General features: G+C 63.6%; 19 protein-coding genes and 2 tRNA genes. 11 read left to right on the top strand and 10 right to left on the bottom strand.

Annotation, left to right across the window (positions count from 1 at the left end; translation table 11 throughout):
* Both H512_RS0115165 and H512_RS0115160 read left to right on the top strand, forming a co-directional pair.
* Positions 1-201 (top strand): hypothetical protein, encoded by a 201-nt coding sequence (locus tag H512_RS0115165; RefSeq protein ID WP_026784172.1) that lies wholly within the window; start codon positions 1-3, stop codon positions 199-201.
* A complete protein-coding gene (locus H512_RS0115160) occupies positions 201-1,328 on the top strand; it encodes a tyrosine-type recombinase/integrase (RefSeq protein ID WP_026784171.1) in 1,128 nt (375 codons plus the stop codon). Before H512_RS0115165 ends, H512_RS0115160 begins: the two co-directional genes overlap by 1 nt.
* Before the next feature lie 35 nt (positions 1,329-1,363).
* On the opposite strand, the gene H512_RS0115155 is transcribed toward H512_RS0115160, so the two are convergent.
* Positions 1,364-1,448, bottom strand: a tRNA-Leu gene (locus tag H512_RS0115155).
* A gap of 127 nt (positions 1,449-1,575) precedes the next feature.
* Positions 1,576-1,842, bottom strand: a complete 267-nt coding sequence (locus tag H512_RS24270; protein ID WP_053239925.1) for a FliM/FliN family flagellar motor switch protein — start codon at positions 1,840-1,842, stop codon at positions 1,576-1,578.
* A 116-nt stretch (positions 1,843-1,958) separates the two neighbouring features.
* On the opposite strand from H512_RS24270, the gene lipB reads away from it, so the two are divergent.
* The 5 genes from lipB (at position 1,959) to yjfF (ending at position 8,052) form a co-directional block, all read left to right on the top strand.
* Positions 1,959-2,672, top strand: a complete 714-nt coding sequence (gene lipB / locus H512_RS24265; protein WP_245585425.1) for a lipoyl(octanoyl) transferase LipB — start codon at positions 1,959-1,961, stop codon at positions 2,670-2,672.
* Between the two features lie 712 nt (positions 2,673-3,384).
* Positions 3,385-4,341, top strand: coding sequence for a galactofuranose ABC transporter, galactofuranose-binding protein YtfQ (gene ytfQ / locus H512_RS0115140; protein WP_156899507.1), 957 nt, complete (start codon positions 3,385-3,387; stop codon positions 4,339-4,341).
* Between the two features lie 155 nt (positions 4,342-4,496).
* The gene (ytfR, locus tag H512_RS0115135; RefSeq protein ID WP_026784169.1) at positions 4,497-6,017 is read left to right on the top strand and encodes a galactofuranose ABC transporter, ATP-binding protein YtfR; all 1,521 of its coding nucleotides are present in this window, start codon (positions 4,497-4,499) and stop codon (positions 6,015-6,017) included.
* A complete protein-coding gene (locus H512_RS0115130) occupies positions 6,014-7,051 on the top strand; it encodes an ABC transporter permease (RefSeq protein ID WP_053239923.1) in 1,038 nt (345 codons plus the stop codon). Before ytfR ends, H512_RS0115130 begins: the two co-directional genes overlap by 4 nt.
* Positions 7,048-8,052 carry a galactofuranose ABC transporter, permease protein YjfF gene (gene yjfF / locus H512_RS0115125; protein WP_026784167.1) on the top strand — a complete coding sequence of 335 codons (1,005 nt, stop codon included), beginning with the start codon at positions 7,048-7,050 and terminating at the stop codon, positions 8,050-8,052. Before H512_RS0115130 ends, yjfF begins: the two co-directional genes overlap by 4 nt.
* Before the next feature lie 237 nt (positions 8,053-8,289).
* Here the strand turns inward: yjfF and H512_RS0115120 are convergent, their stop codons facing one another.
* From H512_RS0115120 to araC, 3 genes are all read right to left on the bottom strand, one after another.
* A complete protein-coding gene (locus H512_RS0115120) occupies positions 8,290-9,330 on the bottom strand; it encodes a UDP-glucose--hexose-1-phosphate uridylyltransferase (RefSeq protein WP_026784166.1) in 1,041 nt (346 codons plus the stop codon).
* A 112-nt stretch (positions 9,331-9,442) separates the two neighbouring features.
* The gene (gene galK, locus H512_RS0115115) at positions 9,443-10,600 is read right to left on the bottom strand and encodes a galactokinase (protein ID WP_026784165.1); all 1,158 of its coding nucleotides are present in this window, start codon (positions 10,598-10,600) and stop codon (positions 9,443-9,445) included.
* 239 nt (positions 10,601-10,839) lie between these two features.
* Positions 10,840-11,796: an arabinose operon transcriptional regulator AraC gene (araC, locus tag H512_RS24260; protein WP_084798518.1), complete on the bottom strand. Its 957-nt coding sequence runs from the start codon at positions 11,794-11,796 to the stop codon at positions 10,840-10,842.
* Positions 11,797-12,367: 571 nt separating this feature from the next.
* Here araC and araD point away from each other — a divergent pair.
* The 4 genes from araD (at position 12,368) to H512_RS0115080 (ending at position 15,998) form a co-directional block, all read left to right on the top strand.
* A complete protein-coding gene (araD, locus tag H512_RS0115095) occupies positions 12,368-13,069 on the top strand; it encodes an L-ribulose-5-phosphate 4-epimerase AraD (RefSeq protein WP_026784164.1) in 702 nt (233 codons plus the stop codon).
* Positions 13,070-13,135: 66 nt separating this feature from the next.
* Positions 13,136-14,542: an L-fucose/L-arabinose isomerase family protein gene (locus H512_RS0115090; protein ID WP_026784163.1), complete on the top strand. Its 1,407-nt coding sequence runs from the start codon at positions 13,136-13,138 to the stop codon at positions 14,540-14,542.
* 195 nt (positions 14,543-14,737) lie between these two features.
* Positions 14,738-15,724 carry an aldo/keto reductase gene (locus tag H512_RS0115085; protein WP_026784162.1) on the top strand — a complete coding sequence of 329 codons (987 nt, stop codon included), beginning with the start codon at positions 14,738-14,740 and terminating at the stop codon, positions 15,722-15,724.
* Between the two features lie 180 nt (positions 15,725-15,904).
* Positions 15,905-15,998, top strand: a tRNA-Ser gene (locus tag H512_RS0115080).
* Between the two features lie 379 nt (positions 15,999-16,377).
* On the opposite strand, the gene H512_RS0115075 is transcribed toward H512_RS0115080, so the two are convergent.
* From H512_RS0115075 to H512_RS0115055, 5 genes are all read right to left on the bottom strand, one after another.
* Positions 16,378-19,182 carry a BPTD_3080 family restriction endonuclease gene (locus H512_RS0115075; RefSeq protein WP_036792014.1) on the bottom strand — a complete coding sequence of 935 codons (2,805 nt, stop codon included), beginning with the start codon at positions 19,180-19,182 and terminating at the stop codon, positions 16,378-16,380.
* 5 nt (positions 19,183-19,187) lie between these two features.
* Entirely contained in the window at positions 19,188-22,400 is a 3,213-nt protein-coding gene (locus H512_RS0115070) for a site-specific DNA-methyltransferase (RefSeq protein WP_026784160.1), read from the bottom strand.
* Positions 22,401-22,483: 83 nt separating this feature from the next.
* Positions 22,484-22,888, bottom strand: coding sequence for a hypothetical protein (locus H512_RS0115065; RefSeq protein WP_036792010.1), 405 nt, complete (start codon positions 22,886-22,888; stop codon positions 22,484-22,486).
* Positions 22,889-22,890: 2 nt separating this feature from the next.
* Positions 22,891-24,222 carry a recombinase family protein gene (locus tag H512_RS0115060; protein WP_026784158.1) on the bottom strand — a complete coding sequence of 444 codons (1,332 nt, stop codon included), beginning with the start codon at positions 24,220-24,222 and terminating at the stop codon, positions 22,891-22,893.
* Positions 24,219-24,671, bottom strand: coding sequence for a DUF2924 domain-containing protein (locus H512_RS0115055; protein ID WP_026784157.1), 453 nt, complete (start codon positions 24,669-24,671; stop codon positions 24,219-24,221). Before H512_RS0115055 ends, H512_RS0115060 begins: the two co-directional genes overlap by 4 nt.
* Positions 24,672-24,760: the final 89 nt, after the last annotated feature.

Genomic DNA, 24,760 nt, shown 5'->3' with positions numbered 1-24,760 from the left:
ATGTCCCGAGGCGCCGCCAACTTCCGCCAGTCCGACGTTGCCCGTTGCGTCCGCGCCGCGAAACAGGCCGGTGCTGCGGCGGTCGAGGTGCGGCCGGATGGTCATATTCTCATCGTACTGCAGCCACCACCTGGTGGATTTAAGTTCATGAGCGAAGCGCCTAAGGTCGCCGATGGCGAAGACGAGGATATCGTGCTTTGATGGACGGTATGCCGCGCCCTCACCTTCCCTACCTTCAACGCCAGACAGCCAGAGGTAAAATCGTCTGGTACGTTCGCAAGGGCGACGGGCCGCGCACACGCATCCGTGGCGAATATGGCTCGGAAGGGTTCATGGCGGCATATCGCGCGGCCGTTGCCGGGATTGAGGCGCCAGCCCCAGCCAAGCCGTCCACTTCGTCTCTGAAATGGCTGATCGGTCAGTACAAGAACAGCACCGCATGGGCGTCACTTGCTCCGGCGACTCGGCGCCAGCGGGAAAACATCTTCCTGCACGTGGAGAAGTCGGCCGGCGACAAGCCCTACAAGGCGATCTCCCGAAAGACCATCGTCGACGGTCGAGAACGCCGCAAGGATACGCCAGCGCAAGCCCGCAATTTCCTCGACGCCATGCGCGGCCTGTTTCGCTGGGCTCGCGATGCCGAGCACGTGGAGAACGACCCAACCGTTGGCGTGAAGAACCCGCCTAAGCCAAAGGGCGAAGGATTCGCGGCGTGGAATGAGACGGACGTTGCCAAGTACCGTAAGGCATGGCCGCTCGGCACCCGCGAACGCGTGTGGATGGAAGAGCTGCTCAACACCGGCCTTCGCCGAGGCGATGCCGTTCAGCTTGGTCGCCAGCACCTTCGGCGCATCCGCGTGGCACGGGAGAACGGCGATATCATCGAGGTGCGCGCTTTCGTGGTGAAGACCGAGAAATCGCAGTACGAGACCGAAGTGGTGATTCCCTTGTCGCCGGCTTTTGAGCAGGCGATCGAAGCCGGCCCATGCGGCGATCTTGTCTATATCGTCGGCGAACAGGGCAAACCTCTCACGAAGGAAAGCTTCGGCAACATGTTCCGCGAGGCATGCAACACGGCCGGCGTGAAGAAATCGGCGCATGGATTGCGCAAGCTCGCCGCCACTCGGCTGGCCAACGCCGGCTCAACTGTCGCCGAATTGGAAAGCGCCCTTGGCTGGCATGGCGGCGCCATGGCCAGCCACTACACCAAGACGGCCGATCGAGCGCGGCTTGCCATCTCAGCCCACGCGAAGCTGAGGGGAACGGGCGACGAACATCCTATCCCCTCACATCGTAAGGCGCGTCCCCTCACATCCAAAAAGACATAAAAAAGCCGGGCACTTGAATGCCCGGCTTTTTTAGATGGTGCGGTCGAGAAGACTCGAACTTCCACGTCTTGCGACACAGCGACCTCAACGCTGCGCGTCTACCAATTCCGCCACGACCGCATCGTGGTAGATGCCACCCCTTCCGGGCCGGCGCCGGGTATCTAGCAAGAGATTCTCCAGGGCACAAGAGGCCCAAAGGAAGAATTTTGCCAGCACTGGAAAAGCCCCGGAAATCCGGAAGATTCCGTCAGATCTTCGTCACGTCGTCGAGGCGGCGGTAGGAGGCCGGCCGGGTCAGCACCTCGGTGATCGACACGGTGACGCGGTCACCCTTCAGCACCACCTGTCCCTTGGCCACCGGCAGGTTGTTGGCGAGGATGTCGACATCCTCGTCGGCCGAATGGTCGAGTTCGATCACCGCGCCGCGTCCCATGCGCAAGAGCTGATGGATCGGCATGGTCTGCCCGCCGAGCACGACGGAGATCTCGACCTTGATCTTCTCCAGAGTGGCCATCGGTGCTGATCGGTCCTATCTTCCTGCCGCCGGCGAAGCGCTTCGTTGTCGCTTGCCGAGTGTTCGCGGCATAAGGTTACCGAATGGTTAACGAACGATCCGAAATCAGGACGGACATGCACGCCATCCCCGGCTCGCCGCCGGCCGAATGGCGCGTCGAGTCCGGCCTCGTCGACTACGAGCGCGCCGTCGTCTTCATGGAGGAACGTGTCGCCGCCATTTCGGAGGGCCGGGCAGCCGAGCTGGTCTGGCTGGTCGAGCACCCTCCCCTTTATACCGCGGGCACCAGTGCCGACGCCCGCGACCTCGTCGAGCCCGGCCGCTTCCCGGTCTACGCCAGCGGCCGCGGCGGGCAGTACACCTACCACGGGCCGGGCCAGCGGGTGGCCTACGTGATGCTCGACCTCGAACGCCGCCACAAGGACATCCGTGCCTTCGTGGCGGCGCTGGAACGCTGGATCATCGGCGCGCTGGCCGCCTTCAACGTGCGCGGCGAGCGCCGCGAGGACCGCGTCGGCGTCTGGGTGCGCCGGCCGGACAAGGGCGACGGCGCCGAGGACAAGATCGCCGCCATCGGCATCCGCGTCCGCCGCTGGGTGACGTTCCACGGCTTCAGCCTCAACGTCGAGCCGGATCTCGGCCATTTCGCCGGCATCGTGCCCTGCGGCATCCGGGGGCACGGCGTCACCAGCCTCGTCGACCTCGGGCTGCCGGTCGGCCTGGACGAGGCGGACGCCGCCCTGCGGGCGAGCTTCGTCGAGGTGTTCGGCCCCTGCATCAACGCCGCCGACGGCAAAGAGGACAAGACACCGGCATCCGCTGCCGGGTGACGCTCCACGGCGTCGGTCTCGACGTTGAACCGTATCCCGGCCTTTTTGCCGTCGCCGCGCCTCGTGGTGTCCGCGGCGAAACGTCACGCGCCGCATCAACCTGGAGATGTCGGCCGGCATCGGCCAGCCACCCCCGCCCCGCTGACCGGCTTCGTCGAGACGTGTCCTTGCGTCAACGCCCGCTGATGGCGAAGACGTCGGCATACCGTCTCGGGGTGATATGGACGGAAGGCGCGGCAAGTCCGGGCGGCAGTGTGGGAACGGGAACCTAATCCATCGAAAAATTCACGGTATTCCCGTGCGGTGCCAATGAAGACGCCGCCAGGTCTCCCAAGGCCGCTGCCAGGGAAAATGCACCGAACATGTTCCGGGAACACATCGCCGAACCCCGGAATAAATAGTACATTTCAAGGTTTTTCACAAGACGGAACGTTTCGAACAAACGTAGATCGATAAACACCAAATCCCGCCGCGCCGAGGCTTTTTGATGAGAATAAATCGCACAATTTTCCCCATCCACCGGGATATTATACTTTAGTATAAGAGCTTGACCCCGTCCATTCAGCAGAATCTTCTATGAAGAAGACCAATTTGTCTCTTTCGCAAAAAACCCGCCTGAGCTAAGTTTCCCTCGCCGGTGTGGAGGCCGGCTACCGGGGAGAAGAAGCCTGCCAGGCCGGTTGCTTCCGGGTACATTAATGTGGAGGAGAGCATGCGCACCTTTAAACTGCTCGCCGCGACGGCGTTCGCGACGGCCCTCACTGTTTCGTCCGCTTTTGCCCTGACCGTCGGCTTCTCGCAGATCGGTTCGGAGTCCGGCTGGCGCGCTGCCGAGACCAGCGTCACCAAGATGGAAGCGCAGAAGCGCGGCATCGACCTGAAGTTCGCCGACGCCCAGCAGAAGCAGGAAAACCAGATCAAGGCCGTTCGTTCGTTCATCGCCCAGGGCGTTGACGCGATCCTGATCGCCCCGGTGGTCGCCACCGGCTGGGATGCCGTCCTCAAGGAAGCCAAGGAAGCCAACATTCCGGTGATCCTGCTCGACCGCCAGATCGATGCGCCGGATGACCTCTACCTCACCGCCGTCACGTCCGATCAGGTCCACGAGGGCAAGGTCGCCGGCGACTGGCTGGTGAAGACGGTTGGCGACAAGCCGTGCAACATCGTCGAGCTGCAGGGCACGACCGGCTCTTCGCCGGCCATCAACCGCAAGAAGGGCTTCGAGGAAGCCATTGCCGGCCACGATAACCTGAAGATCATCCGCAGCCAGACCGGCGACTTCACCCGCACCAAGGGCAAGGAAGTGGCGGAATCGTTCCTGAAGGCCGAGAACGGCGGCAAGAACATCTGCGCCCTCTACGCCCATAACGACGACATGGCCGTCGGCGCCATCCAGGCGATCAAGGAAGCCGGCCTGCAGCCGGGCAAGGACATCCTGGTCGTCTCCATCGACGCCGTGCCGGACATCTTCCAGGCGTTCGTCGCCGGCGAAGCCAACGCCACCGTCGAGCTGACCCCCAACATGGCCGGCCCGGCCTTCGACGCCCTTGACGCCTATCTCAAGGACAAGAAGGAGCCCGCCAAGTGGATCCAGACCGAGTCCAAGCTCTACACGCCGGCTGACGATCCGCAGAAGGTCTACGACGAGAAGAAGGGCCTCGGTTACTGATACCGACCCGGAACGCCGCTTCAACCACGGGAGCGGCGTTCTCCTTCATTGCCGGGCCGCTTTTTCCGGCTGCCGGCGGGCTTGTCCCTCGGGGTGAGGCCGCCGCATCGGAGGGCGGCCCGTTTTTTTGATCTGCAATAGTTGGATCGGTCACCATGGCGAACGCTCAGCCGCTGCTATCGGTACGCGGAGTCAGCAAGGCCTTTCTCGGCGTGTCCGCGCTCGAGAACGTCGATTTCACCCTGAAGGCCGGCGAAGTGCACGCCCTTCTGGGCGAGAACGGCGCCGGCAAATCGACGCTCATCAAGATCATCACCGGTGCCTACCGCCGCGACGAGGGTGAAGTCCTGCTCGAAGGGACGCCCATTTTCCCGCGCGACGTGGTCGACGCCCAGAAGCTGGGCATCGGCACGGTCTATCAGGAGGTCAACCTCCTCACCAACCTCACCGTCGCCGAGAACCTGTTCCTGGGCCGCCAGCCCAAGCGCTTCGGCCTCACCGACGTCCGCGAGATGAACCGCCGTTCGCGCGCCATCCTCGACACCTACGGTCTCGGCATCGACGTCACCGCGCCGCTCGCCAACTTCTCGGTCGCCATCCAGCAGGTGGTCGCCATCGCCCGCGCCGTCGACATCTCCGGCAAGGTGCTGGTGCTCGACGAACCGACGGCCAGTCTCGACGCCCACGAGGTCGAGATGCTGTTCTCCGTGGTCCGGCAGCTCCGCGCCCGCGGCATGGGCATCATCTTCATCAGCCATTTCCTCGACCAGGTTTACCAGATCGCCGACACCATCACCGTGCTGCGCAACGGCCGCCTGATCGACACCGTGCCGGTGGCCGGCCTCGAACGGCTGAAGCTCGTCTCGATGATGCTCGGCCGCCAGCTCGAATCCGGCATCAAGCGCACCATCGATCCCAGCACGGCCAAGACCGAGCCGCTGGTGTCGCTGCGCCAGCTCGGCAAGCGCGGCACCGTCGATCCGATCGATCTCGACATCCGCCAGGGCGAAGTGGTCGGCGTCGCCGGCCTGCTCGGCTCCGGCCGCACCGAGATGGCGCAGCTGGTGTTCGGCATCGAGCGCGCCGACAGCGGCACCATCTCCGTCGCCGGCGCGCCGGTGGGCATGACCTCGCCGCGCAAGGCGATCGCCGAGGGCTTCGCCTTCTGTCCGGAAGACCGCAAGACCGACGGCATCGTCGGCGACCTCTCCGTGCGCGAGAACATCATCTTCGCCCTTCAGGCCCAGCGCGGCTGGATGCGTCCGCTGTCCCGCGGCGAGCAGGAGGCACTGGCCGACCGCTACATCGCCGCGCTCGACATCCGCACCTCCGACCGCGAGAAGCCGATCAAGTTCCTGTCGGGCGGCAACCAGCAGAAGGTGCTGCTCGCCCGCTGGCTGGCCACCAATCCGCGCTTCCTGATCCTCGACGAGCCGACGCGCGGCATCGACGTCGGCGCCCACGCCGAAATCATCCGCCTGATCATCGATCTCTGCGAACACGGCATGGCGCTGCTCGTCATCTCCTCCGAGCTTGGCGAACTCGTCGGCTACTCCTCGCGCATCATCGTGCTTCGCGACCGCAAGATGATCGACGAGCTGACCGGCGACCGGATTTCCACCGACCACATCATGAAAGCCATCGCTTCGCATGGCGCGACCGGGGAGGCTGCATGATGGCTGTGCCCACCATCCTTCGTGAACGGACACCCCAGCTGATCGTCCTGGCGGTGATCCTTGCGCTCAATGCGATCATCTCGCCCGGCTTCTTCTCGATCGAGATCCAGAACGGCCGGCTCTACGGCTCGCTGATCGACGTGCTCAACCGCGGCGCGCCGGTGACGCTGCTGGCCATCGGCATGACGCTGGTGATCGCCACCAAGGGCATCGACCTCTCGGTCGGCGCCGTGATGGCCATCGTCGGCGCCGTGGCGGCCTCGCTGATCACTTCCGGCTACTCGCTGCCCGCGACGCTGGCCGGCGCGCTGTTCGTCGGCCTGATCTGCGGCCTGTGGAACGGAGCGCTGGTCGCCCTGCTCGACATCCAGCCGATCATCGCCACGCTGATCCTGATGGTGGCCGGCCGCGGCATCGCCCAGCTGATCACCGCCGGCGTCATCCTGACGTTCAACGACAAGCCCGAGCTGATCTTCGTCGGCTCCGGCTCGTTCCTGACGCTGCCGATGCCGGTGATCATCTGGATCGTCATCGCCATCCTGGCCATCCTGGTGGTGCGGCGCTCGGCCCTCGGCCTGCTGATCGAGGCCATCGGCGTCAACCGCCGCGCCTCGACGCTGTCGGGCGTCAACTCGCGCGTCATCCTGCTCGCCGTCTACGCGGTGTCGGGCCTCTGCGCCGCCGTCGCCGGCGTCATCGCCGCCGCCGACATCAAGGGCGCCGACGCCAACAACGCCGGCCTGTGGCTGGAGATGGACGCCATCCTGGCGGTGGTCATCGGCGGCACATCGCTGCTTGGCGGCCGCTTCTCGCTGGTCGGTTCGCTGATGGGCGCCATGATCATCCAGTCGCTCAACACCGGCATCCTCCTGGCGGGCTTCCCGCCGGAATTCAACCTCATCATCAAGGCGGCGATCATCCTGATCATTCTGGTCGTCCAGTCGCCGGCCAGCCAGACCGCCATGGCCAACTTCCGTGCCAGCCGGCACGCCGTGGCGGTCAAGACCGAAAGCAGGGAGCACGCGGCGCGATGAAAAATTCCAAGTACCTGCCGCTGATAGCCACTTTCGTGGTCTTCGTGCTGGCCTACGTCATCTGCATCTCGGTGTTCCCGAACATGCTGTCGACGCGCGTCGCCGGTAACCTCCTGACCGACAACGCCTTCCTCGGCATCACGGCGGTCGGCATGACCTTCGTGATCCTGTCGGGCGGCATCGACCTGTCGGTCGGCTCGGTGATCGCCTTCACCGGCGTGTTCCTGTCGGTGATCCTGCGGGATACCAGCATTCATCCGCTGGTCGCCTTCGTCATGGTGCTCTGCCTCACCACCGCCTTCGGCGCGGCGATGGGCGCCACCATCTTCTTCCTCGACATGCCGCCCTTCATCGTGACGCTGGCCGGCATGTTCCTCGCCCGCGGCATCTCCTACCTGCTGACCACGGATTCGGTGCCCATCACCCATCCATTCTATTCGACCCTGCAGGAGATCTACTTCGTGATGCCCGGCGGCGGGCGGCTGACGCTGATCGCCATCGTCATGCTGGTGGTGTTCGCCGTCGGCATCGTGCTGGCCCAGCGCACCCGCTTCGGCACCTACGTCTACGCGCTCGGCGGCAACCTCACCTCCGCCCAGCTGATGGGCGTGCCGGTGGCCAAGACGACGGTCGGCATCTACGCCCTGTCGGGCTTCCTGGCCGGCCTCAGCGGCATCGTCTTCTCGCTCTACACCTCGGCCGGCTACTCACTGGCGGCCGTCGGCGTCGAGCTGGACGCCATCGCCGCCGTGGTGATCGGCGGCACGCTGTTGACGGGCGGCTACGGCTTCGTCGCCGGCACCTTCCTCGGCATCTGCATCCAGGGGCTGATCCAGACCTACATCGTGTTCGACGGTACGCTGTCGAGCTGGTGGACCAAGATCGTCATCGGCCTGTTGCTGTTCGGCTTCATCGCCCTGCAACGCGGCCTGATGTGGATGTCCGAGCGCAGCGCCCGCAACATGCGCCATGCCTCGGCCGTCCAGGCAAGCAGCGCCTGAAGCAGTTCCTCCCGGCCGGGTGGGTCATCCGGCCGGAGGCAATGCTCCGGAGTGGAGTTCTCGGGCAGATCAGGACAGGGGAAGACACGTTCCCGCCCGGAATAGCGTGAAACGACAGGGCGCTGCGGCTGTTCCACGGAACGCGGCAACGTCCTGGCCGGTGCCCTCTCCTCCCTGAATGCGGAACCGCCGCCGGATCGCTCCGGCGGCGGTTCTCGTTTTCGGGGATTTGCCCGCTCAGCGGTCGAGATAGTGCACGGTCGAGAGGTCGCGCAGCCGCTGGGCCGCCGTTTCGGGCGTCAGGTCGCGCTGCGGCGAGCCGAGCATCTCGAAGCCGACCATGAACTTCTTCACCGTCGCCGAACGCAGCAGCGGCGGATAGAAATGGGCGTGGAACTGCCATTCCTCATGCGCCTCGCCGTCGGTCGGCTTCTGATGGAAGCCCATCGAATAGGGGAAGGACGTCTCGAACAGGTTGTCGTAGCGGATGGCGATGTTGGAGAGCGCATCGGCCAGCGAGGCGCGCTCGCCGGCGGCGAACTCGTCGAAGCCGCCGATGCGGCGCTTGGGCAGCACCATGGTCTCGAACGGCCAGATCGCCCAATAAGGCACCAGCACCACGAAGTGGTCGTTCTGGTGGATGATGCGCTCGCCGAGCTTCAGCTCCTTCTCGACATAGTCGACCAGCATCGCCCGTCCCTTGTCCTTGAAGTAGGCGAGCTGACGTTCGGTCTCCTTGGCGGTCTCGTTGGGCATGTGCCGGCTCGACCAGATCTGGCCGTGCGGATGCGGTTGCGAGCAGCCCATCACCTCGCCGCGGTTCTCGAAGATCAGCACCGAGCCGATATCCGGCCGGGAGCCGAGGTCGACATACTGCTCGATCCAGGCGTCGACGACGTAGGTGATCTCCTCGACCGACATGCGCGCCAGCGTCTGGTCATGCCGCGGCGAGAAGCACAACACCCGGCAGAGGCCGGATTCACCCTCGGCGATCATCAGCCCGTCGTCGTCGCGATAGTCGGACGGCGCGTCGGGCGTCAGCGCCGCGAAGTCGTTGTCGAAGACGAAGGTGTGCTTGTAGTCCGGGTTGCGCTCGCCGTTCATGCGCAGGTTGCCGGTGCAGAGATTGCACCGCGGATCGTGCGCGACGCCGGCGACCGGCGGCAGCTTTTCCACCTGCCCCTGCCACGGCCGCTTGGCCCGGTGCGGCGACACCAGCACCCACTCCCCGGTGAGCGGGTTGAACCGGCGGTGGGGATGATCGGCGAATGTGTTCATGATTGCTCCGTCCTGGCCGGTTGGCCGGCCGCGCGGCGACCGGCCGGAACGCCCTGCGTCCCGGAAAACAAGAGGCGGAGCGGCGGCAGCGCGCGGCCGTTCCGCCGGTCGATCAGCCTTCGAGCGGCCCGACGCCCTGCTGCGGCGAGCAGGCGAAGATAGTCGATTTCAGGCCGGTGGCCGTCTCGTAGGCGACCCTGACAGCTTCCATGAAGGCGTCGGCCGCGCCGGCCTCGACCAGGCTGACCGTGCAGCCGCCAAAGCCGCCGCCGGTCATGCGCGAGCCGAACACGCCCGGCAGCTTCTGGGCGATGTCGACCAGCACGTCGACCTCCTCGCAGGAAATCTCGTAGTCATCGCGCATCGAGGCGTGCGAGGCGTTCATCAGCGCGCCACAGCGGGCGAGATCGCCGCCGGCCAGCGCGTCGGCCGCCTCCAGCACCCGCTCGTTCTCGCTGACGATGTGGCGGGCGCGGCGGTAGGTGACGTCGGAAAGCAGCGCCTTGTTGGCTTCGAGAGCGGCCGGCGTCACGTCGCGCAGCGCCCTGATCGGCCCGAGCACCGGCGCGAGCAGCCGCACGGCCTCCTCGCAGGAGGCGCGGCGCTTGTTGTACTCGCCCGAGGCCAGCTCGTGATGGACCATCGAATTGGCGATGACCAGCCGCGCGCGCGGATCGATCGGCACCGGTCGCTTGTCGAGGCTGCGGCAGTCGATCATCAGCGCGTGGTCGTGCTGGCCGTTGCAGGAAATGAACTGGTCCATGATGCCGCAGCGCATGCCGACGAACTCGTTCTCGGCCTTCTGGCAGAGCTTGGCCAACTCGACGAGATCGATGGGAAGGCCGGCGGCGGCGAGCAGACCGTAACCGATCGACACTTCCAGCGCCGCCGACGACGACAGACCCGAGCCGACCGGCACCGAGGAGGCGACCAGAATGTCGGCCCCGGTGAGTCGTTTGCCGGCTCCGGCGAGCGCTACGGCCACGCCGAACACATAATCTGTCCAGTCGCGCCTGGGCTGGGGAGCAGGATCGTCCAGATCGAACTCGGCCGTCTCGCCGATCTTGGCCGAATGGACGCGCAGGATTCTGTCGGTACGCGGCGCCACGGCGGCGCGCGTCTCGTATTCCAGCGCCGCCGGCATGATGAAGCCGTCGTTGTAATCGGTGTGCTCGCCGATCAGGTTGACGCGGCCCGGCGCCCTGACCAGAAACGGCTCGCGCCCGTAGAGTTCCCTGAATTTCGCCTTGAGCTCGTCGACGCTGAACATGCTGGCCTTCCGCCCCCTGGGGGTAATGTCCGGCCCCTCGCGAACGGCTGCCGGCTTGGATCTGTCCGCTGATGGAAACGCGCCAACCCGGCCTCCTGCCGCCGGGCGCACCATCCCCTTATAGACAGCATAAAACAGCCCGGCAAGCGCGCCCTGCTTGCGCGCCTTTGCGTATGACGGCGGCGTTCCGCCTGCTGCTCCGCGGCACAAGACGATCCGCCAGGTTTACCGGAAGTTGTCTACGGCATCCCCTGCGTCCGGCCGTGCTCGGCGCGGAAAGCCTTCGGGCTGCAGCCGGTGTAGCGGCGGAAGACGCGGCTGAAGTAGAGCGGATCCTCGTAGCCGACCTGGGCGGCGATCTGCTTCACCGGGCTCGGCGTCACCAGGAGCAGATGGCAGGCGAACTGGATCACCTGCTCCTCGCGCCATTTCAAGATCGAGCGGCCGAGCGTCTGGGTGAAGAGGTGGGCGAGCCGCGACGGCGACAAGCAAACCGCCTGGGCGATTTCCGCCACGGAAAGCGGCCGGTGCAGGTTGTCGGTGACGAACTTGCAGGCCATCAGCAGGCGCTGGTCGAAGTGCCCCGGCGGGGCGGTGGCGCGATCGTTCTTGGCACAGAGCAGGATGACCCGCTCAAGGAGGTTCATCGCCAGTTCCATGGAAAGGAGATCGGTGTTGGCCGACCAGCTGGCCACCTCGCCGAACAGCGCCTCGAGGGTCGAGAGAAGCATCTTGTCCTCGACCCGCTGCACGAAAAAGGACCCATGCACCCCGCGCCAGGACAGCCAGCCGCTCCAGAAGGCGCGCGGCTGGAAGTAGATCCAGCGGTGCCACCATTCGGAGGCTCCCGGTGCGCGCCCGTAGTCGTGGATAGCCCCCGGCGGGAACAGCACAAGATCACCCGGCTCCACCGTGAAGCGGTTCTCGCCGTCGAAGACCTCGCCGCTGCCCTTGACCGTCAGGTTGATGATCCAGCCGCGCATTCCGTCTGGCCGCTCGATGCGGAAGTCGAGCGGACCGCCGCGTTCGATCGGCGTGATGCCGGCGACAAGGCGCGTGTCGAAGTGGAAACCGGGGAACAGGGGCGCGACAAAGGGATCAGCCGTCGTCTCCCCGTCGGCCTGCAACAGCGACAAACGGCGAATGACGCTTTCGACCTGGGCCGGAGCGGAAAGAGGGGCGGCAGTATCGTCCATGTAAAAAGCTGGATTAGCCCTTTGGGGAGTGGATGGAACGCACTATAATCCCCCTGATCAAAATGAGCAATAACAGCGACTTGGATTCGATCGCCGACAAGGAGGATGACGCTGGACCTTTCGCCGGGAGGGTGAAATTCGTCCGCATCGCGGTTAACGTCTAAGTGAAACCACGTGGCGTCCTTCTCAGCGGTCTCTCGCAACGGACCCGTGTTTTCCGAACCGGAACGAGGCGATAGGATCGAAAGCCGACCAAAGCAGGCGGCCGGACGACAGCGACGCGGCGGCCGGAGAAGCCAAAGAAGAAAGCGTTCCCTGGGAGGGGTTGGTGACCAACTGCGACAAGCATGCGATCGGTCCTGATACCGATTTCGGCGGCGGCAAGGCCGGCCCGCTCGCCGGCTGCAAGCCCGTTGCGCGGGTGACCGCCCTCCCCCATCGGATGCACGGACGCCGCCCGCGGTCCGGTGCATATGCCGAGACGGACGCTCCTCGTTGAGGTATCTAGCGCTGCCGGCCGCGTCGCGACGCGCGGCCGGTGCACCGAATTCATGCTGAAGGCAGTCATCCCATGAAACTCAAGGAACTCCGCGAACAGGTCTGCGAGGCCAATCTCGAACTCGATCGCCGCAAGATCGTCGTCCACACCTGGGGCAACGTGTCCGGCATCGACCGCGAGAAGGGCTATATCGTCATCAAGCCGTCGGGCGTCTCCTATGACAAGCTGACGCCGGACAAGCTGGTGGTGGTCAACCTCGCCGACGGCAAGGTGATCGAGGGCGACCTCAATCCGTCGACCGACACCAAGACGCATCTGGTGCTCTACCGCGCCTTCCCGACCATCGGCGGCGTCACCCACACGCACTCGGCCTATGCCGTGGCCTGGGCGCAGGCGCGCAAGGAAATCCCCTGCTTCGGCACCACCCACGCCGACTACTGCCACGGCGCCGTGCCGCTGACCGCGCCGCTCACCGCCGAGGAAGTGACGGCGGACTACGAGGGCAACACCGGCGAGGCCATCGTCCGCCGCCTCGGCAACGATGACCCGCTCTCGAGGCCGATGGTGCTGGTGGCCGGCCACGGTCCGTTCACCTGGGGCAAGAACGCTCCCGACTCGGTGCTCAACGCCGTGTTCCTCGAGGAGATCGCCCGCATCGCCACCACCACGGTGATGCTGGCGCCGGGCGCCGCCCCGGTCGAGGAATACGTCTCCGAATACCACTACCAGCGCAAGCACGGCCCCGGTGCGTGGTACGGCCAGAAGAAGGCCTGACGCCCCTCCCCGGGCTTCAGGCGCAGGAAAGCAGCAAGGACAACAATTTTTCCAGGAGGCAAGGAAATGTCGCTCAAGGATATCACGCGGAAGCCGAAGATCGGTTTCCTCGGCATCATGCAGGAACTCTACGACAACACGCTGCCGAACATCACCAAGCGGCAGGAGGGCTATGCCCGCGAGGTGTCCGCCCGTCTGGCCGGCGTCGCCGACGTGCTCTTCCCCAAGGCCGCCCGCTGCCGCGAGGACATCGAGGAAGTTCTGGCCATCTTCGCCCGTGAAGCGGTCGACGGCATCATGATCGTCAACCTGACCTACGGGCCGGGCCTCCGCCTCGTCAACGCCTTCCGCGACGTGTCGGCGCCGCTGTTCCTGGCCAACATCCAGCCGGAGCCGCGCGTCACCAAGGCGTGGAACATGGATGACCTGACCTACAATCAGGGCGTCCACGGCGCGCAGGACACCGCCAACTCGCTGATCCACCTCGGCAAGCAGTTCTCGGTCTGGTCGGGCGACTGGAAGGACGACGCCTTCGTCGCCGCCTTCGAGGTGTTCGCCGCCGCCTCCCACGCCGTGGCGGTGATGAAGAAGACCAAGGTCGCCGTGTTCGGCCGCATGCCCGGCATGGGCGACATCCTGACCGACCCGCACACCTTCATGCGCGTCATCGGCCCGCAGGTCGACCACATCGGCATGGGCTCGGTGGCCGCCGAGATGGACAAGGTCAACACCCAGGACATCCAGGCCGTCATCTCCTATTGCAAGGCCAACTTCGACCTCGATCCCAAGCTGACCGAGCCGCAGCTCAACGAGGCCGCCAAGATCCAGGTCGCCATCACCAAGGTGCTGGAAGCCGGCGGCTACGACGCCTTCTCGCTCTACTTCAACGAGATCGGCCTCGACGGTCGCTTCAAGCAGACCCACATGATGGCCGCCTCCAACCTGATGGCCGACGGCTACGGCTACGCCGCCGAGGGCGACACCAACTGCGCCTCGCTGATGGTCGCCGCCCGCGCGTTGCAGGCCGACCCGCAGTTCACCGAAATGTACGCGATGGACTTCGAGCTGGACGCCGCGCTTCAGAGCCACATGGGCGAAGGCAACTGGAAGATCGCCCGCAAGGACAAGAAGCCCAAGCTGATCGACCGCTTCCTCGGCATCGGCGGCCTCGACAACCCGCCGACCGTGCTGTTCCAGGGCGAGCCTGGCCCGGCAACGCTGGTCAGCCTCGTCTCGCTCGGCGCCGACAAGTATCGCCTCGTCGTGTCGCAGGGCGAAATCCTCGACACCGAGGAGCTGCCCACCGTCGAGATGCCCTACTTCTTCTTCAAGCCGGACACCGGCGTGAAGGAATGCCTCAACGGCTGGCTGAAGAACGGCGGCACGCACCATCAGGTCCTGCACCTCGGCGACACCCGCGCCAAGTGGAAGGCCTATTGCGACCTCGTCGGCATCCAGTACGTCGAAGTCTGATCCCGCTCCTCCCAAGCGAGCGAACTGGGCCGGCGAAAGCCGGCCCTTTTGTTTTGGCGACCCCGGCGGCACGGCCGGTCATCTCCGCCGGCGATGCCCGCCATCACAAGAATCCATTTGCGCCGGCGCGGACGAACGGCATTAATCTTTCCACCGCATCAAAGCCTCACGGCTGATTTTCTAGGGAGAAGAATCATGCACTATCGTCCATTCGGTCGCCTGCCGGTCGAGGTATCGGACATCGGCTTCGGCGCCTGGCAGATCGGCGGCGCCTGGGGCGAGGTGACGGAAGCCGACGGCCGCGCCGCCCTCGAAGCGGCGCTCGAAGCCGGCGTCACCTTCATCGACACCGCCGACGTCTACGGCGACGGCCGCTCCGAGCGGATCATCGCCTCGGTGCTGAAGGAATGGAAAGGCAAGCGGCCCTTCGTCGCCACCAAGGCCGGCCGCCGCCTCAATCCGCACGTCGCCGCCGGCTATACGCCGGAAAACATCGAGGCGTTCATCGACCGCAGCCTCAAGAATCTCGACGTCGGCACGCTCGACCTCGTGCAACTCCACTGCCCGCCGACCGAGGTGCTCTACAATCCCGCCCTGTTCGACGGCCTCGAGGCGATCAAAGCCAAGGGCAAGATCAAGGACTACGGCGTGTCGGTGGAGAAGGTCGAGGAGGCGCTGAAGGCGATCGAGTTCCCCGGCGTCGTCTCCATCCAGATCATCTACAACATCTTCCGCCAGCGGCCGGCGCACCTGTTCTTCGAGGAAGCCAGGAAGCGCGGCGTCGGCATCATCGTGCGCGTGCCGCTCGCCTCGGGCCTGTTGTCGGGCAAGATCACGGCGGAGACGAAGTTCGCGTCCGACGACCACCGCCTGTTCAACCGCCACGGCGAAGCCTTCGACGTCGGCGAAACCTTCGGCGGCGTGCCCTTCGAGGTGGGATTGCAGGCGGTGGAGGAAATCCGCAAGCTGGTGCCGGCCGGCCAGAGTGTGGCCGCCTTCGCCCTGCGCTGGATCCTGATGTCCGAGGCGGTCAGCGTCGTCATCCCCGGCGCCCGCAACGCCGAGCAGGCGCGCGGCAACGCCGCCGCCTCGGACCTGCCGGCCATCTCCGCCGACGTCATGGCCGCGACGCGCGACATCTACAACCGCCTCGTGGCGCCGCACGTCCACCAGCGCTGGTGAAACGGGCGTGTAGCGCCCTGGCCCGCGGCGGAAATCCGAGCGATTTCCGCCGTTCGCGTCCGTACCGACGATTCTCTCTCGGCCCCGTGCCGGCGCCCAACCGTTCCGCGCGCGACATCTCCGAAAGCCTGTCTCACGGCTCTTGACCCAGTGCCGCAGAATCTCTAGACAACTCGCAACGGAGCTGTGGCCGAGAGGCTGAAGGCACTGGTTTGCTAAACCGGCGTACGGGCTTAAACCTGTACCGAGGGTTCGAATCCCTCCGGCTCCGCCAGTCATACCTGCTCCAATATTCTCCGTTGCCGATATTAGCGTCCGAAACGGCGCGGAATTGCGGATTTTGGAGCCGACGCTGTTGACTGTACCGTTTGTCCAAAACGCGGAATTCATTCTCTCTGGGCCGATATTCTCCAAACCTCCTGACTGCGGGAATTTGGTACGGAGTCACTACCGATTGATTTCATTGGATGATTTCGGTCGCCTTAGTCGTACTTTCCGAACGGCGACCGCATACCGAGCGAGCCTCAAATCCAAATAATTATGTCGGTGATCCCGGCACAGCTGCAAATACTTGGTTCGAAAACACCCGCATTTCAGCTGACATTGATATCGGAGAAATCAGTCCAGATATGTTTAACCGACACAGTGCGGCGTTATTGAACTACCAGTTCAGCTCCGGTGGCGCTTGTGTGCCTGGTGACAATGTCCTGCACATCGCTTGGGTTGAACGCGACATCCCAAGCCCACTGTCCGAATCCTCCGGTGCTGTTGATCGCCTTGACCCACTCATCCAGCGCGTCGCGCTTGGCCTTGTTCTGCGGGGTATCGGTTCCCTTGATCTCGAGGGCAAGCATCTTGCCGCCGGACAGCCGGACAAGGAAGTCCGGCACGTAACGGCGGCGTGACCCTGCCCACATGTACTGAATCTGGAAGCCCAGATGATCGTTCTTCACATAGGCGACAACGTTATCCCGCCCCTCGAACACATTCGCGGCGTGCCCCTCCCACGAGGAGTCGCCGACGAGGTGGCTGATGTGTGATTTGATCGCTGGGAAGCTGGGCTTGGTCGTATACCAGGTCCGCATCTGACCGGTGGTACCGATCGGATTTTCTTCATCAAAGACAGGGGTGAGGCGTTCCGTGTTCTGCTCACTCACGTGACGCATGACATGCTGAACGACGAGATCGATATTCAGCGCGATCAGGATCCGGCGACGCAGAGGATCGGCGTGGAATAGCGACGGTATCTCTAGAAGCTTGGAATTCAGAAAGCTCTCGACAATGCGCACCAAATGTGCGGCGAGGTATTCCTCGGTTCCAGAAAAGCTCTGGCGTAATTCGGCAAACCCCTTGCGGGCAGCCTGAAAGACAAGCCGTTGCAGGCGGAAGCCGTCTGGAAGGCGTTCCAGATCGATCGCGGTGACATTACCCATATCTGTTGCGCCACCCAAGGCAGGCGCCAGTTCGGCGCTGATGGGCGTTGAGGCTGGGTCAAGCACCAGTGCAGGTATCTTGTCCCACGCTATGGTCAGCTGCGGCTTCACCACGGTTTCGACGCGCAGCACGTTCGGCCACTTGATCTCGAGGTGTGCCCGATCCGGGATGACCTCAATCTGGGTGGTCGGTCTCGGAGGCGGAGGAGGATCGCCACCTTCGCCGGTTTCCGAGATGGACAGCGGAACGCCAAAAACGTTCACATACTCCGGCAGGAACAGTCCGTTCTCATCCGTATCGTAAGAAACTCTCCGGAGACCGCGGCCCACCACCTGCTCGCACAAAAGCTGTGAAGTGAACGCACGCAAACCCATGATGTGGGTGACATTCTTGGCGTCCCAGCCTTCGGACAACATCGCGACGGAGATGACGTTCTGCAGATCCTGGCCCGCCGCGTCGCGCTTGCCGACATTGTCGACGATCTCGCGCAGCAGCTCTTCCTTTTTCATACCCAGTAGCTGCTGTTTTCGCGTTTCCGGCAAGTTTGCGGCTTCGATGATGCCTTTCAGCCTGTTCTCGTAATCCTTATCAGGCGTGGCAGTTTCGCCGATTTCCGCCTTTTCCAGCACCTTGGAGTCGACACGCAAAGTCCGGTTTGGGGCGTACAGCTCCGGCCAGTGCGCATCGCCCTTATTGAAATAATTTTCGACACGGGCTGCGGTCTCCGTGCGGTTGCAGACCGTCAACATTACTGGGGGCGAACGGTGCCCGGCCTCTCGCCACTTCTTCTGAGTCTCCCGCCAGTCGGCACCGAGCAGCGTGTAGGCGTCCTGCACTAGTTTCGGCAGCGCCTCGTGCGGCTCGGCCTTCGCCCGGTTCAAATCCTCGGAGACCGATGGATCGCGGTAGATGTGATAGAGCTTTGACCGCAGCGTCCTTGCATCGGGCAAGGCATCGTCCCGCACCACGACGCGCGGCGTCTTGACCAGCCCGGCTTCAATAGCGTCGTTGAGCCCGAAATCAGAGATGATCCAGTCGAAAAGTGCCGTGTCCGTACTTTTCTTGCCGGTAGGCGCGAAGGGGGTAGCGGAAAGGTCGAAGCAGCGCTGGATGCGGCGCGTATTGTGGATGCGGTCCAGCCCCTCGATCCACCGGGTCGCCTCGTCAAGGTCGATGCCCTGTTCGGCAGCCAGCTTCTTGCTGATCTTCACCTCGGGCGGTTTGCGATAGGCGTGGTGCGCCTCGTCATTGATGACGATGATGTCCTTGTGGGCGGCGAGTTTGCCCAGCACGCGTCGGGCGAACGCCTCGTCTGACTCTCGACCCTTCTTCACGACCGAGCGTTCCTGCTCCTTCAGCGGCATCAGTGTGTGCCAGTTCTCGATCAGCACTTCGGCCTGGTTCAGCTTCCGGCGCAATGCCTCGGATGGGCAGAGGTTGAACTCGTCGTAGTAGCTGCCCTCGCTAGGCAGCAGCACCTGCAAACGTTCTTTTACCGTGAGGCCAGGCGCCACGACGAACACCGCGCGGCTGAAATCCTTGTTCCGCTTCGGATAGGTTAGCGCGTTCAGTACCTGCCAAGTGATGATCATCGCCATCACCGTTGTCTTGCCGGTGCCGGTGGCCATCTTGTTGCAGAGCCGCTCCCATGCGCCGCCATCGCCGGGGATTGCGATGCCCTGTTGGTAGGCTTCCGCTCCCTCAACCCACCATATCAGGGTCTCGATCGCTTCAAGCTGGCAGAAGTAGAACGGGTGCTGACGGGCTTGCGTGTCGTGCCAGTGTTCCAGCAGCTTGCGGGTGACGATGGTCACGCCGGGCCAGCCCGCATCGCGCCAGGCGTTGACGCGGGTGCGGATGGTGTTGACCAGATCCAGCGCCTCGGTTCGCTTGGTGTTGTTGCGCGCGTCGAATACCTCATAGCTCGCCGGGCGGCGCTCGGGTTTGATCTCAAGCTTGCCGCCCTTGCCCTCAACCCAGTGTTGAGCCGGACATTCCCATGGCTTATTGATGATCAGTGACATGGAGCTCAGTCTTCGAGCGGTATGATCTTGAGGGATTCAATCCCACGATCATCGACGATCTTCACCGCGATCCGCTTGTTGTCTCCCGCCTCGAAGGGAAGCGAGACAGTGCCGTGGAACTGCTCCAGTAAATCTTCGTCCAACTCTGACCGCACCGCCGTCTTCAATCGGTTCCAGCCACCCTTTGCATCCACCATGGGAAAGAACACCTGATGCGGCATCAGCGAACGCTGGTCGTAGTCGATGTCTAGCGACCACATGGCGATTTGCTGTTTGCCGCCCGACACCAGATCGCCCGCACGGGGATCGAAATAGTCGAAGCCGTTGACCTCAACCTCCCACATCTCGTCCTTGCGTTTACGCAGATCGACATCGGGCTGCCCCATAAGCCAGAAGGACTGGTTCGATGAGCGTGCCTTTTTTAGATCCTCCGTCAGAAGGTCGGTGTTCATCTGCGCCTTCAGCAGCGTGACGCCGGGCCAGTTCACTTCGTCGATGTCCTTGGCGGCCTCGGGGTCGAAAGTGAAGGCGCAGAACAGGACGAACTTCGGCGCCGGGCGCAGAGTTTCGGCCTCGGACAGCGCCAGCTCTACCTGCCGCTGCTCGAGGGCGGCATGTTCGGGGCCGAAGCTGACCACGACGCGCTCGCCCGTCTCGGCCAGCGATCCGCTGGCGTGCAGATAGCGCAGGCCGGGCAGCGTCTCGAACTCGGCAAAACGCAGGATCGCCCCGCCCTTGGCCCGGACGCCGGTTTTCAGAAGCTCCTCGCGCCAGAGCGCCTGGCGCGAGGTCTCGCCCGTGCGAGCGATGCTGTCGTCGGCCTCGACCGGCGGCAGGCTGTCATCGAGCGACAGAACGGTGGGCGCTGGCACCGCCTCGACCGAGAAGGGGCCGGTAATGCGCAGCTTGGATTTGTCGATGCGAGGCTTGTCATAAAGCGTTTCCTGCTCGGCGTGATCGGCGATGGACTGGTCCATGCGGCGCTGCATCGCCTGCCTTGCCTTGTGAAAAGCTTCGAAAGCACCGCGCGCGACTTTTGGCCAATCCTCTGGCCAATCAAAAGGGACCTCCCATTCATGCAGCGTCTCGCCCTTGGCGAAATTCACCAGCTTGCCCTTGCGAGTACCCTGCACGGGCTTGAGCGGCTTCGGCGGGGCGGCGGCCAGCGCAGCGTTCAGATCATTCAGCGCCGCTACAATCTTCGGGTGGTCCTCGTCGTAGATCGTGTCGATGTCGGGGTTGTTGGCAATGCTTTTCAGCGTGATGTGCGGCACGGTTTCATAGTCGAATCCGCCCTTTAGCCCTTCATGTGGATAGCGCAGCGCGTAATAGTCGAAGCTGGCAGTCATCAGCCTCTGCTTGGCCAGCGTGATGGCCACGCGGGAGGTATCGCAGGTGATCCAGCGTCGCCCCCATTTCTCGGCGACGAAGGCGGTAGTGCCCGAGCCACAGGTTGGATCGAGCACGAGATCACCGGGATCGGTGGTCATGAGGAGGCAGCGTTCGATAACGAGAGCTAGCGTCTGGACAACGTAAGTCCGCGGGTCATTGAACCCGCTGATCTGCGTGTCGAGCCAAATATTTGTGATCGGCGTGACCGGATAGTCTGCATGATAATTGACCATTCGTATGGTCTTGCCCTGCGCCATCAAGCGCCCAGTCTTCTTTAGTCTCGAAAGGCCAAGTGTCGTAGTCTTCCAGTGTGAGTTCGCAGATGGATTGAACATAGCTCCGCGCCACTCAAGTGGCTCATCGCCCGGAGACGGGCCTTCAGAGAACATCGGATAGGCTTGGAAGACACGCTGGCTGTTGGAAAGGATCTCAAGCTCGCCTTTAGCAAGCTTCCGGCGATAGCCGTTTGGCTCCTCAACCCACGAATAGTTGGTTGCGCCTTCGTTCCCTGGCACCTTCACCTGATACAGTGGCTTGTATTTTGCCTGCGTCGCATCGCGCCAATACCAGATTAAATAATCGTTTACCGTCGCAAGCGCCGCGGAACTCTGACCGCCAGTTTTCTTGAAGGGAATAAGCGCGCAAAAATTACCGACTCCAAAGACGTCATCAATAACGTTGCGCACGAGATGCACATTCTCATCCGAAATCTGCACGAACACGGACCCGCTTTCGTGCAGCAGGTCCTTGGCCAGCACCAGCCGGTCGCGCAGGTAGGTCAGGTAGGAGTGGATGCCCAGTTCCCAGGTGTCGCGGAACGCCTTGATCATCTCGGGTTCCTGCGTCAGATCGTCGTCTGACCGATCCTTGACGTCACGCTTGCCCACGAATGGCTGAAAATTCGACCCGTATTTGATCCCGTACGGCGGGTCGATGTAGATCATCTGCACTTTGCCGCCCATGCTTTCCCTGGTCAGTAGCGAGTTCATGACCAGCAGGCTGTCACCCGCGATTAGTCGGTTAGACCACCCCTTTTCGTGGTGATAGAAATCGAGCGCTTGGCGCAGCGGCAGGTTCTCGAACGGGGCGACGAACAGATCGGGCTGTCGCCATTGCGCGCCCGCATCCTTGCCCTTCAGCCGCCGCGCTGCATTGGCCAGGATCGTCGCCGGATCCACCCGTTCATGGACATGCAGGCTAACGGTATCCACCTCGAACGACGTCCGCTCGGCCTTGCCCGTCCAGTTGAGGTAGGGCGCTTGCAGTCGCTTGAGTTCGATCAGCGCGTCCTTCATCGCCTGCGGATCGTCGCTGGCCAGCGCATCGTCGATCAGCTTTTCTACCCCGGCGCGGGCGCTGTCAAAGTTCAGCACCGGGTCCAGATGCGGGTCATAGGCCCAAGTGGTGCGCGCGCCGTCCGGGTCCGTGCCTGCATGGACCATCCCGACTTCGGGGTTGTTCACTCGCGTCTCGCCGTGACGATAGGACAGTACCCGCACCGGCTCGCCGGATCTCCGGGGCGTCGCCTTCTTCTTCGCTGCTCCTCGACGTTGCGGTGGTGCAGATTCTTCGGTAGGTGCCAGCTCGAAATCGTCGTCCTGATCCTCGTTGTCATCAGCTTCGATGACGAGAAATACAGACCCGCCGCGTCCGCGTCCCTTACCAAGGACGCCCTCATCGACCAATCCATCCCGTGCTGTCTGGTAATCCTCGTCCGTGAGGTCGGGCAGTGCTTCGCGTAGCCGTGCAATCAGAGCCAGATTGCTCACGGAGGCGCCGTCTTCGGGGACATGGGTTAGGATAAGATCGCGGGGGGAATTGGACATGGAAGGTTCGGGAGTCTCTGGCGTCAACGGTGGACGCCGTAAGACTATTGTCAGTACCCCGGGTTGTCAGCCGCAAATTCATCTCACACCTCGCCAAGCAGCGATCTTTGCGCCGCCCACTCCACCGGAAACGGCTTCATCAGCGCCGCCAGCGTCATCTCCGGCCCCTGCCGGCCGTCGAGGATGGCCTCGACGATGGCGGGTGCGAGCAGCGTGAGGCGCAGCACGCGGCTGACGTAGGATTCGTTGATCTTCTCCGCGGTCGCGATCTCGCGAATGGTCGCGTATTGTTCACTCTCCAGCATATCGCGCCAGCGGAATGCTCGGGCGACGGCCTTGACCATGGCGTTGTCGATATGGGCGCGGGCCGGCATCCAGGCAGGTGCGCCGCAAGGAACGACGATCTGCTTGCGGCCGCCGCGCCGGCGGAAGGTCAGCGGCACATGCACGGTAATGGTATCGTCATCGCGTGTGACGGCGGTGTTCATAATCACGCGGCCTTCCTGCTGACTGCGCTTTTCCGATCCTGGCCGATAGCACCCAGATCAGCAACAAGACTGGCCAACCCAAGCGTGCGCAACCGGATGGCAAGGCCGTCGGCGGCAAGATCAACCCGCTCGACTAGAAGCTGGACGATGCGGGCCTGCTCGCCTGGAAACAATTCGTCCCAGATCGGATCGAGCCGCTCCACCGCCTCGCGAACGTCCGCTTCCCGCAGCCCGTCGATTTCGGGCCGGGCGGCGCGCCAGGTGCCGACGATGATTTCCGGAGCACGCAGTAACCCGCGCAGCTGGTCGATTACCGCCATTTCCACCTCGGCGGCCGGCACGCGAGCGATGGGACAGGCGTCCGCCCCGCGCTTCAGCACCGACTGGCTGACATAATAGCGATAGAGTTTGCCGCCCTTCTTTGTATGGGTGGGCGAGAATGCGGCCCCATCCGGGCCGAACAGCAGCCCCTTCAGCAGCGCGGGCGTGTCGGCGCGAGTGCGGGCGGCCCGCTTGCGCGGACTCTCGGTCAGGATGGCGTGGACCTTGTCCCACAGCGCGCGACCGATGATCGGCTGATGCTCGCCGGGATAGCTTTTGCCCTTGTGCACCGCCTCGCCAATATAGACCCGGTTGTTCAGAAGCTTGTAGAGATAACCCTTGTCGATCAGCTTGCTCCGGCGGGTGCGCACGTCCTCTGCCGCAAGGGTTTTTGCCAGCACGGTGGCTGAACCGATGGCGACGAAGCGCTCGAAGATCATGCGCACGGTGGCGGCCTCGGTTTCCTCGATCACCAGCTTGCGCTTCTCGACCCGGTAGCCGAGCGGCACGATGCCGCCCATCCACATGCCCTTCTGCCGCGACGCCCGGATCTTGTCGCGAATGCGCTCGGCCGTCACCTCGCGCTCGAACTGGGCAAACGACAACAGGATGTTCAGCGTCAACCTGCCCATCGACGTCGTGGTGTTGAAGCTCTGCGTCACGGAGACAAAGGTGACGTCATTCCGATCAAATATCTCGACCAGTTTCGAGAAATCCATCAGCGAGCGCGACAGCCGGTCGATCTTGTAGACCACCACCACATCTATAAGCCCATCCTCGATGTCGGCGAGCAACTGTTTGAGCGCCGGCCGCTCCAGCGTGCCGCCCGAGATGCCGCCGTCGTCATACTGATCGCGAATCAGCACCCAGCCCACAGATCGCTGGCTGGCGATATAGGATTCGCAGGCCTCGCGCTGGGCATGCAGGCTGTTGAATTCCTGCTCGAGCCCTTCCTCGGAGGATTTCCGGGTATAGACGGCGCAGCGGAGTTTTCGGGCGATGGGTTTTGTCATGCCCGGCTCCGATGATTTTTGAGGCCAAAGAAGGTCCAGCCGTTCCAGCGCGTGCCGGTGATGGCGCGGGCAACCGAGGACAGGCTCTTGTAGGGCCGACCCTGCCATTCATAGCCGTCGTTCAGCACGGTGACGGTGTGCTCGACGCCCTGCCATTCCCGGATCAGCCTGGTGCCGGCGATCGGCCGGTCATCAGCGCGGTTGCGGCGCACCACCATGTTGCCGCCATCAAGCTGCTCGCCCAGCGCTTCGAGGCGTTCGACGGTCGCCGGTTTCAAACCACGATAGGCCAATTCCTGGATGCGGTAGGCGAGTCGACTCTCCAGGTAACGCCGGTTGAAAGCCGGTGGCTCGGTTTCAAACAACTCGCGCCACTGCTTCTTCAATTCCGGCGTCGTGGCCGCCTTCAGCGCCACCAGGCGCGCGGGGATGGGGTCATGCGTCGTCATGGGGTCTCCGATGAGTCGGAGTTGCATGACGGCATCGGTCAGGCGGAGAGTGTAGGCAAATTTCTCCAATATCGTCAGATACTTCGTCG

This window comes from Pleomorphomonas koreensis DSM 23070 (assembly GCF_000425185.1).
In the GTDB taxonomy this organism is placed as follows: Bacteria; Pseudomonadota; Alphaproteobacteria; order Rhizobiales; family Pleomorphomonadaceae; genus Pleomorphomonas; species Pleomorphomonas koreensis.
This window is presented reverse-complemented; position numbering and strand designations above follow the sequence as displayed.

What these genes read in the sequence shown, in the direction of transcription:
- H512_RS0115065 (WP_036792010.1), bottom strand. Translation starts at nt 22,888, where the DNA reads ATGAACACCGCCGTCACACGCGATGACGATACCATTACCGTGCATGTG.
- H512_RS0115085 (WP_026784162.1), top strand. Translation starts at nt 14,738, where the DNA reads ATGCACTATCGTCCATTCGGTCGCCTGCCGGTCGAGGTATCGGACATC.
- H512_RS0115070 (WP_026784160.1), bottom strand. Translation starts at nt 22,400, where the DNA reads ATGTCCAATTCCCCCCGCGATCTTATCCTAACCCATGTCCCCGAAGAC.
- yjfF (WP_026784167.1), top strand. Translation starts at nt 7,048, where the DNA reads ATGAAAAATTCCAAGTACCTGCCGCTGATAGCCACTTTCGTGGTCTTC.
- H512_RS0115120 (WP_026784166.1), bottom strand. Translation starts at nt 9,330, where the DNA reads ATGAACACATTCGCCGATCATCCCCACCGCCGGTTCAACCCGCTCACC.
- galK (WP_026784165.1), bottom strand. Translation starts at nt 10,600, where the DNA reads ATGTTCAGCGTCGACGAGCTCAAGGCGAAATTCAGGGAACTCTACGGG.
- H512_RS0115075 (WP_036792014.1), bottom strand. Translation starts at nt 19,182, where the DNA reads ATGTCACTGATCATCAATAAGCCATGGGAATGTCCGGCTCAACACTGG.
- H512_RS0115160 (WP_026784171.1), top strand. Translation starts at nt 201, where the DNA reads ATGGACGGTATGCCGCGCCCTCACCTTCCCTACCTTCAACGCCAGACA.
- ytfQ (WP_156899507.1), top strand. Translation starts at nt 3,385, where the DNA reads ATGCGCACCTTTAAACTGCTCGCCGCGACGGCGTTCGCGACGGCCCTC.
- H512_RS0115055 (WP_026784157.1), bottom strand. Translation starts at nt 24,671, where the DNA reads ATGACGACGCATGACCCCATCCCCGCGCGCCTGGTGGCGCTGAAGGCG.
- H512_RS24270 (WP_053239925.1), bottom strand. Translation starts at nt 1,842, where the DNA reads ATGGCCACTCTGGAGAAGATCAAGGTCGAGATCTCCGTCGTGCTCGGC.
- H512_RS0115060 (WP_026784158.1), bottom strand. Translation starts at nt 24,222, where the DNA reads ATGACAAAACCCATCGCCCGAAAACTCCGCTGCGCCGTCTATACCCGG.
- H512_RS0115130 (WP_053239923.1), top strand. Translation starts at nt 6,014, where the DNA reads ATGATGGCTGTGCCCACCATCCTTCGTGAACGGACACCCCAGCTGATC.
- araC (WP_084798518.1), bottom strand. Translation starts at nt 11,796, where the DNA reads ATGGACGATACTGCCGCCCCTCTTTCCGCTCCGGCCCAGGTCGAAAGC.
- H512_RS0115165 (WP_026784172.1), top strand. Translation starts at nt 1, where the DNA reads ATGTCCCGAGGCGCCGCCAACTTCCGCCAGTCCGACGTTGCCCGTTGC.
- ytfR (WP_026784169.1), top strand. Translation starts at nt 4,497, where the DNA reads ATGGCGAACGCTCAGCCGCTGCTATCGGTACGCGGAGTCAGCAAGGCC.
- araD (WP_026784164.1), top strand. Translation starts at nt 12,368, where the DNA reads ATGAAACTCAAGGAACTCCGCGAACAGGTCTGCGAGGCCAATCTCGAA.
- H512_RS0115090 (WP_026784163.1), top strand. Translation starts at nt 13,136, where the DNA reads ATGTCGCTCAAGGATATCACGCGGAAGCCGAAGATCGGTTTCCTCGGC.
- lipB (WP_245585425.1), top strand. Translation starts at nt 1,959, where the DNA reads ATGCACGCCATCCCCGGCTCGCCGCCGGCCGAATGGCGCGTCGAGTCC.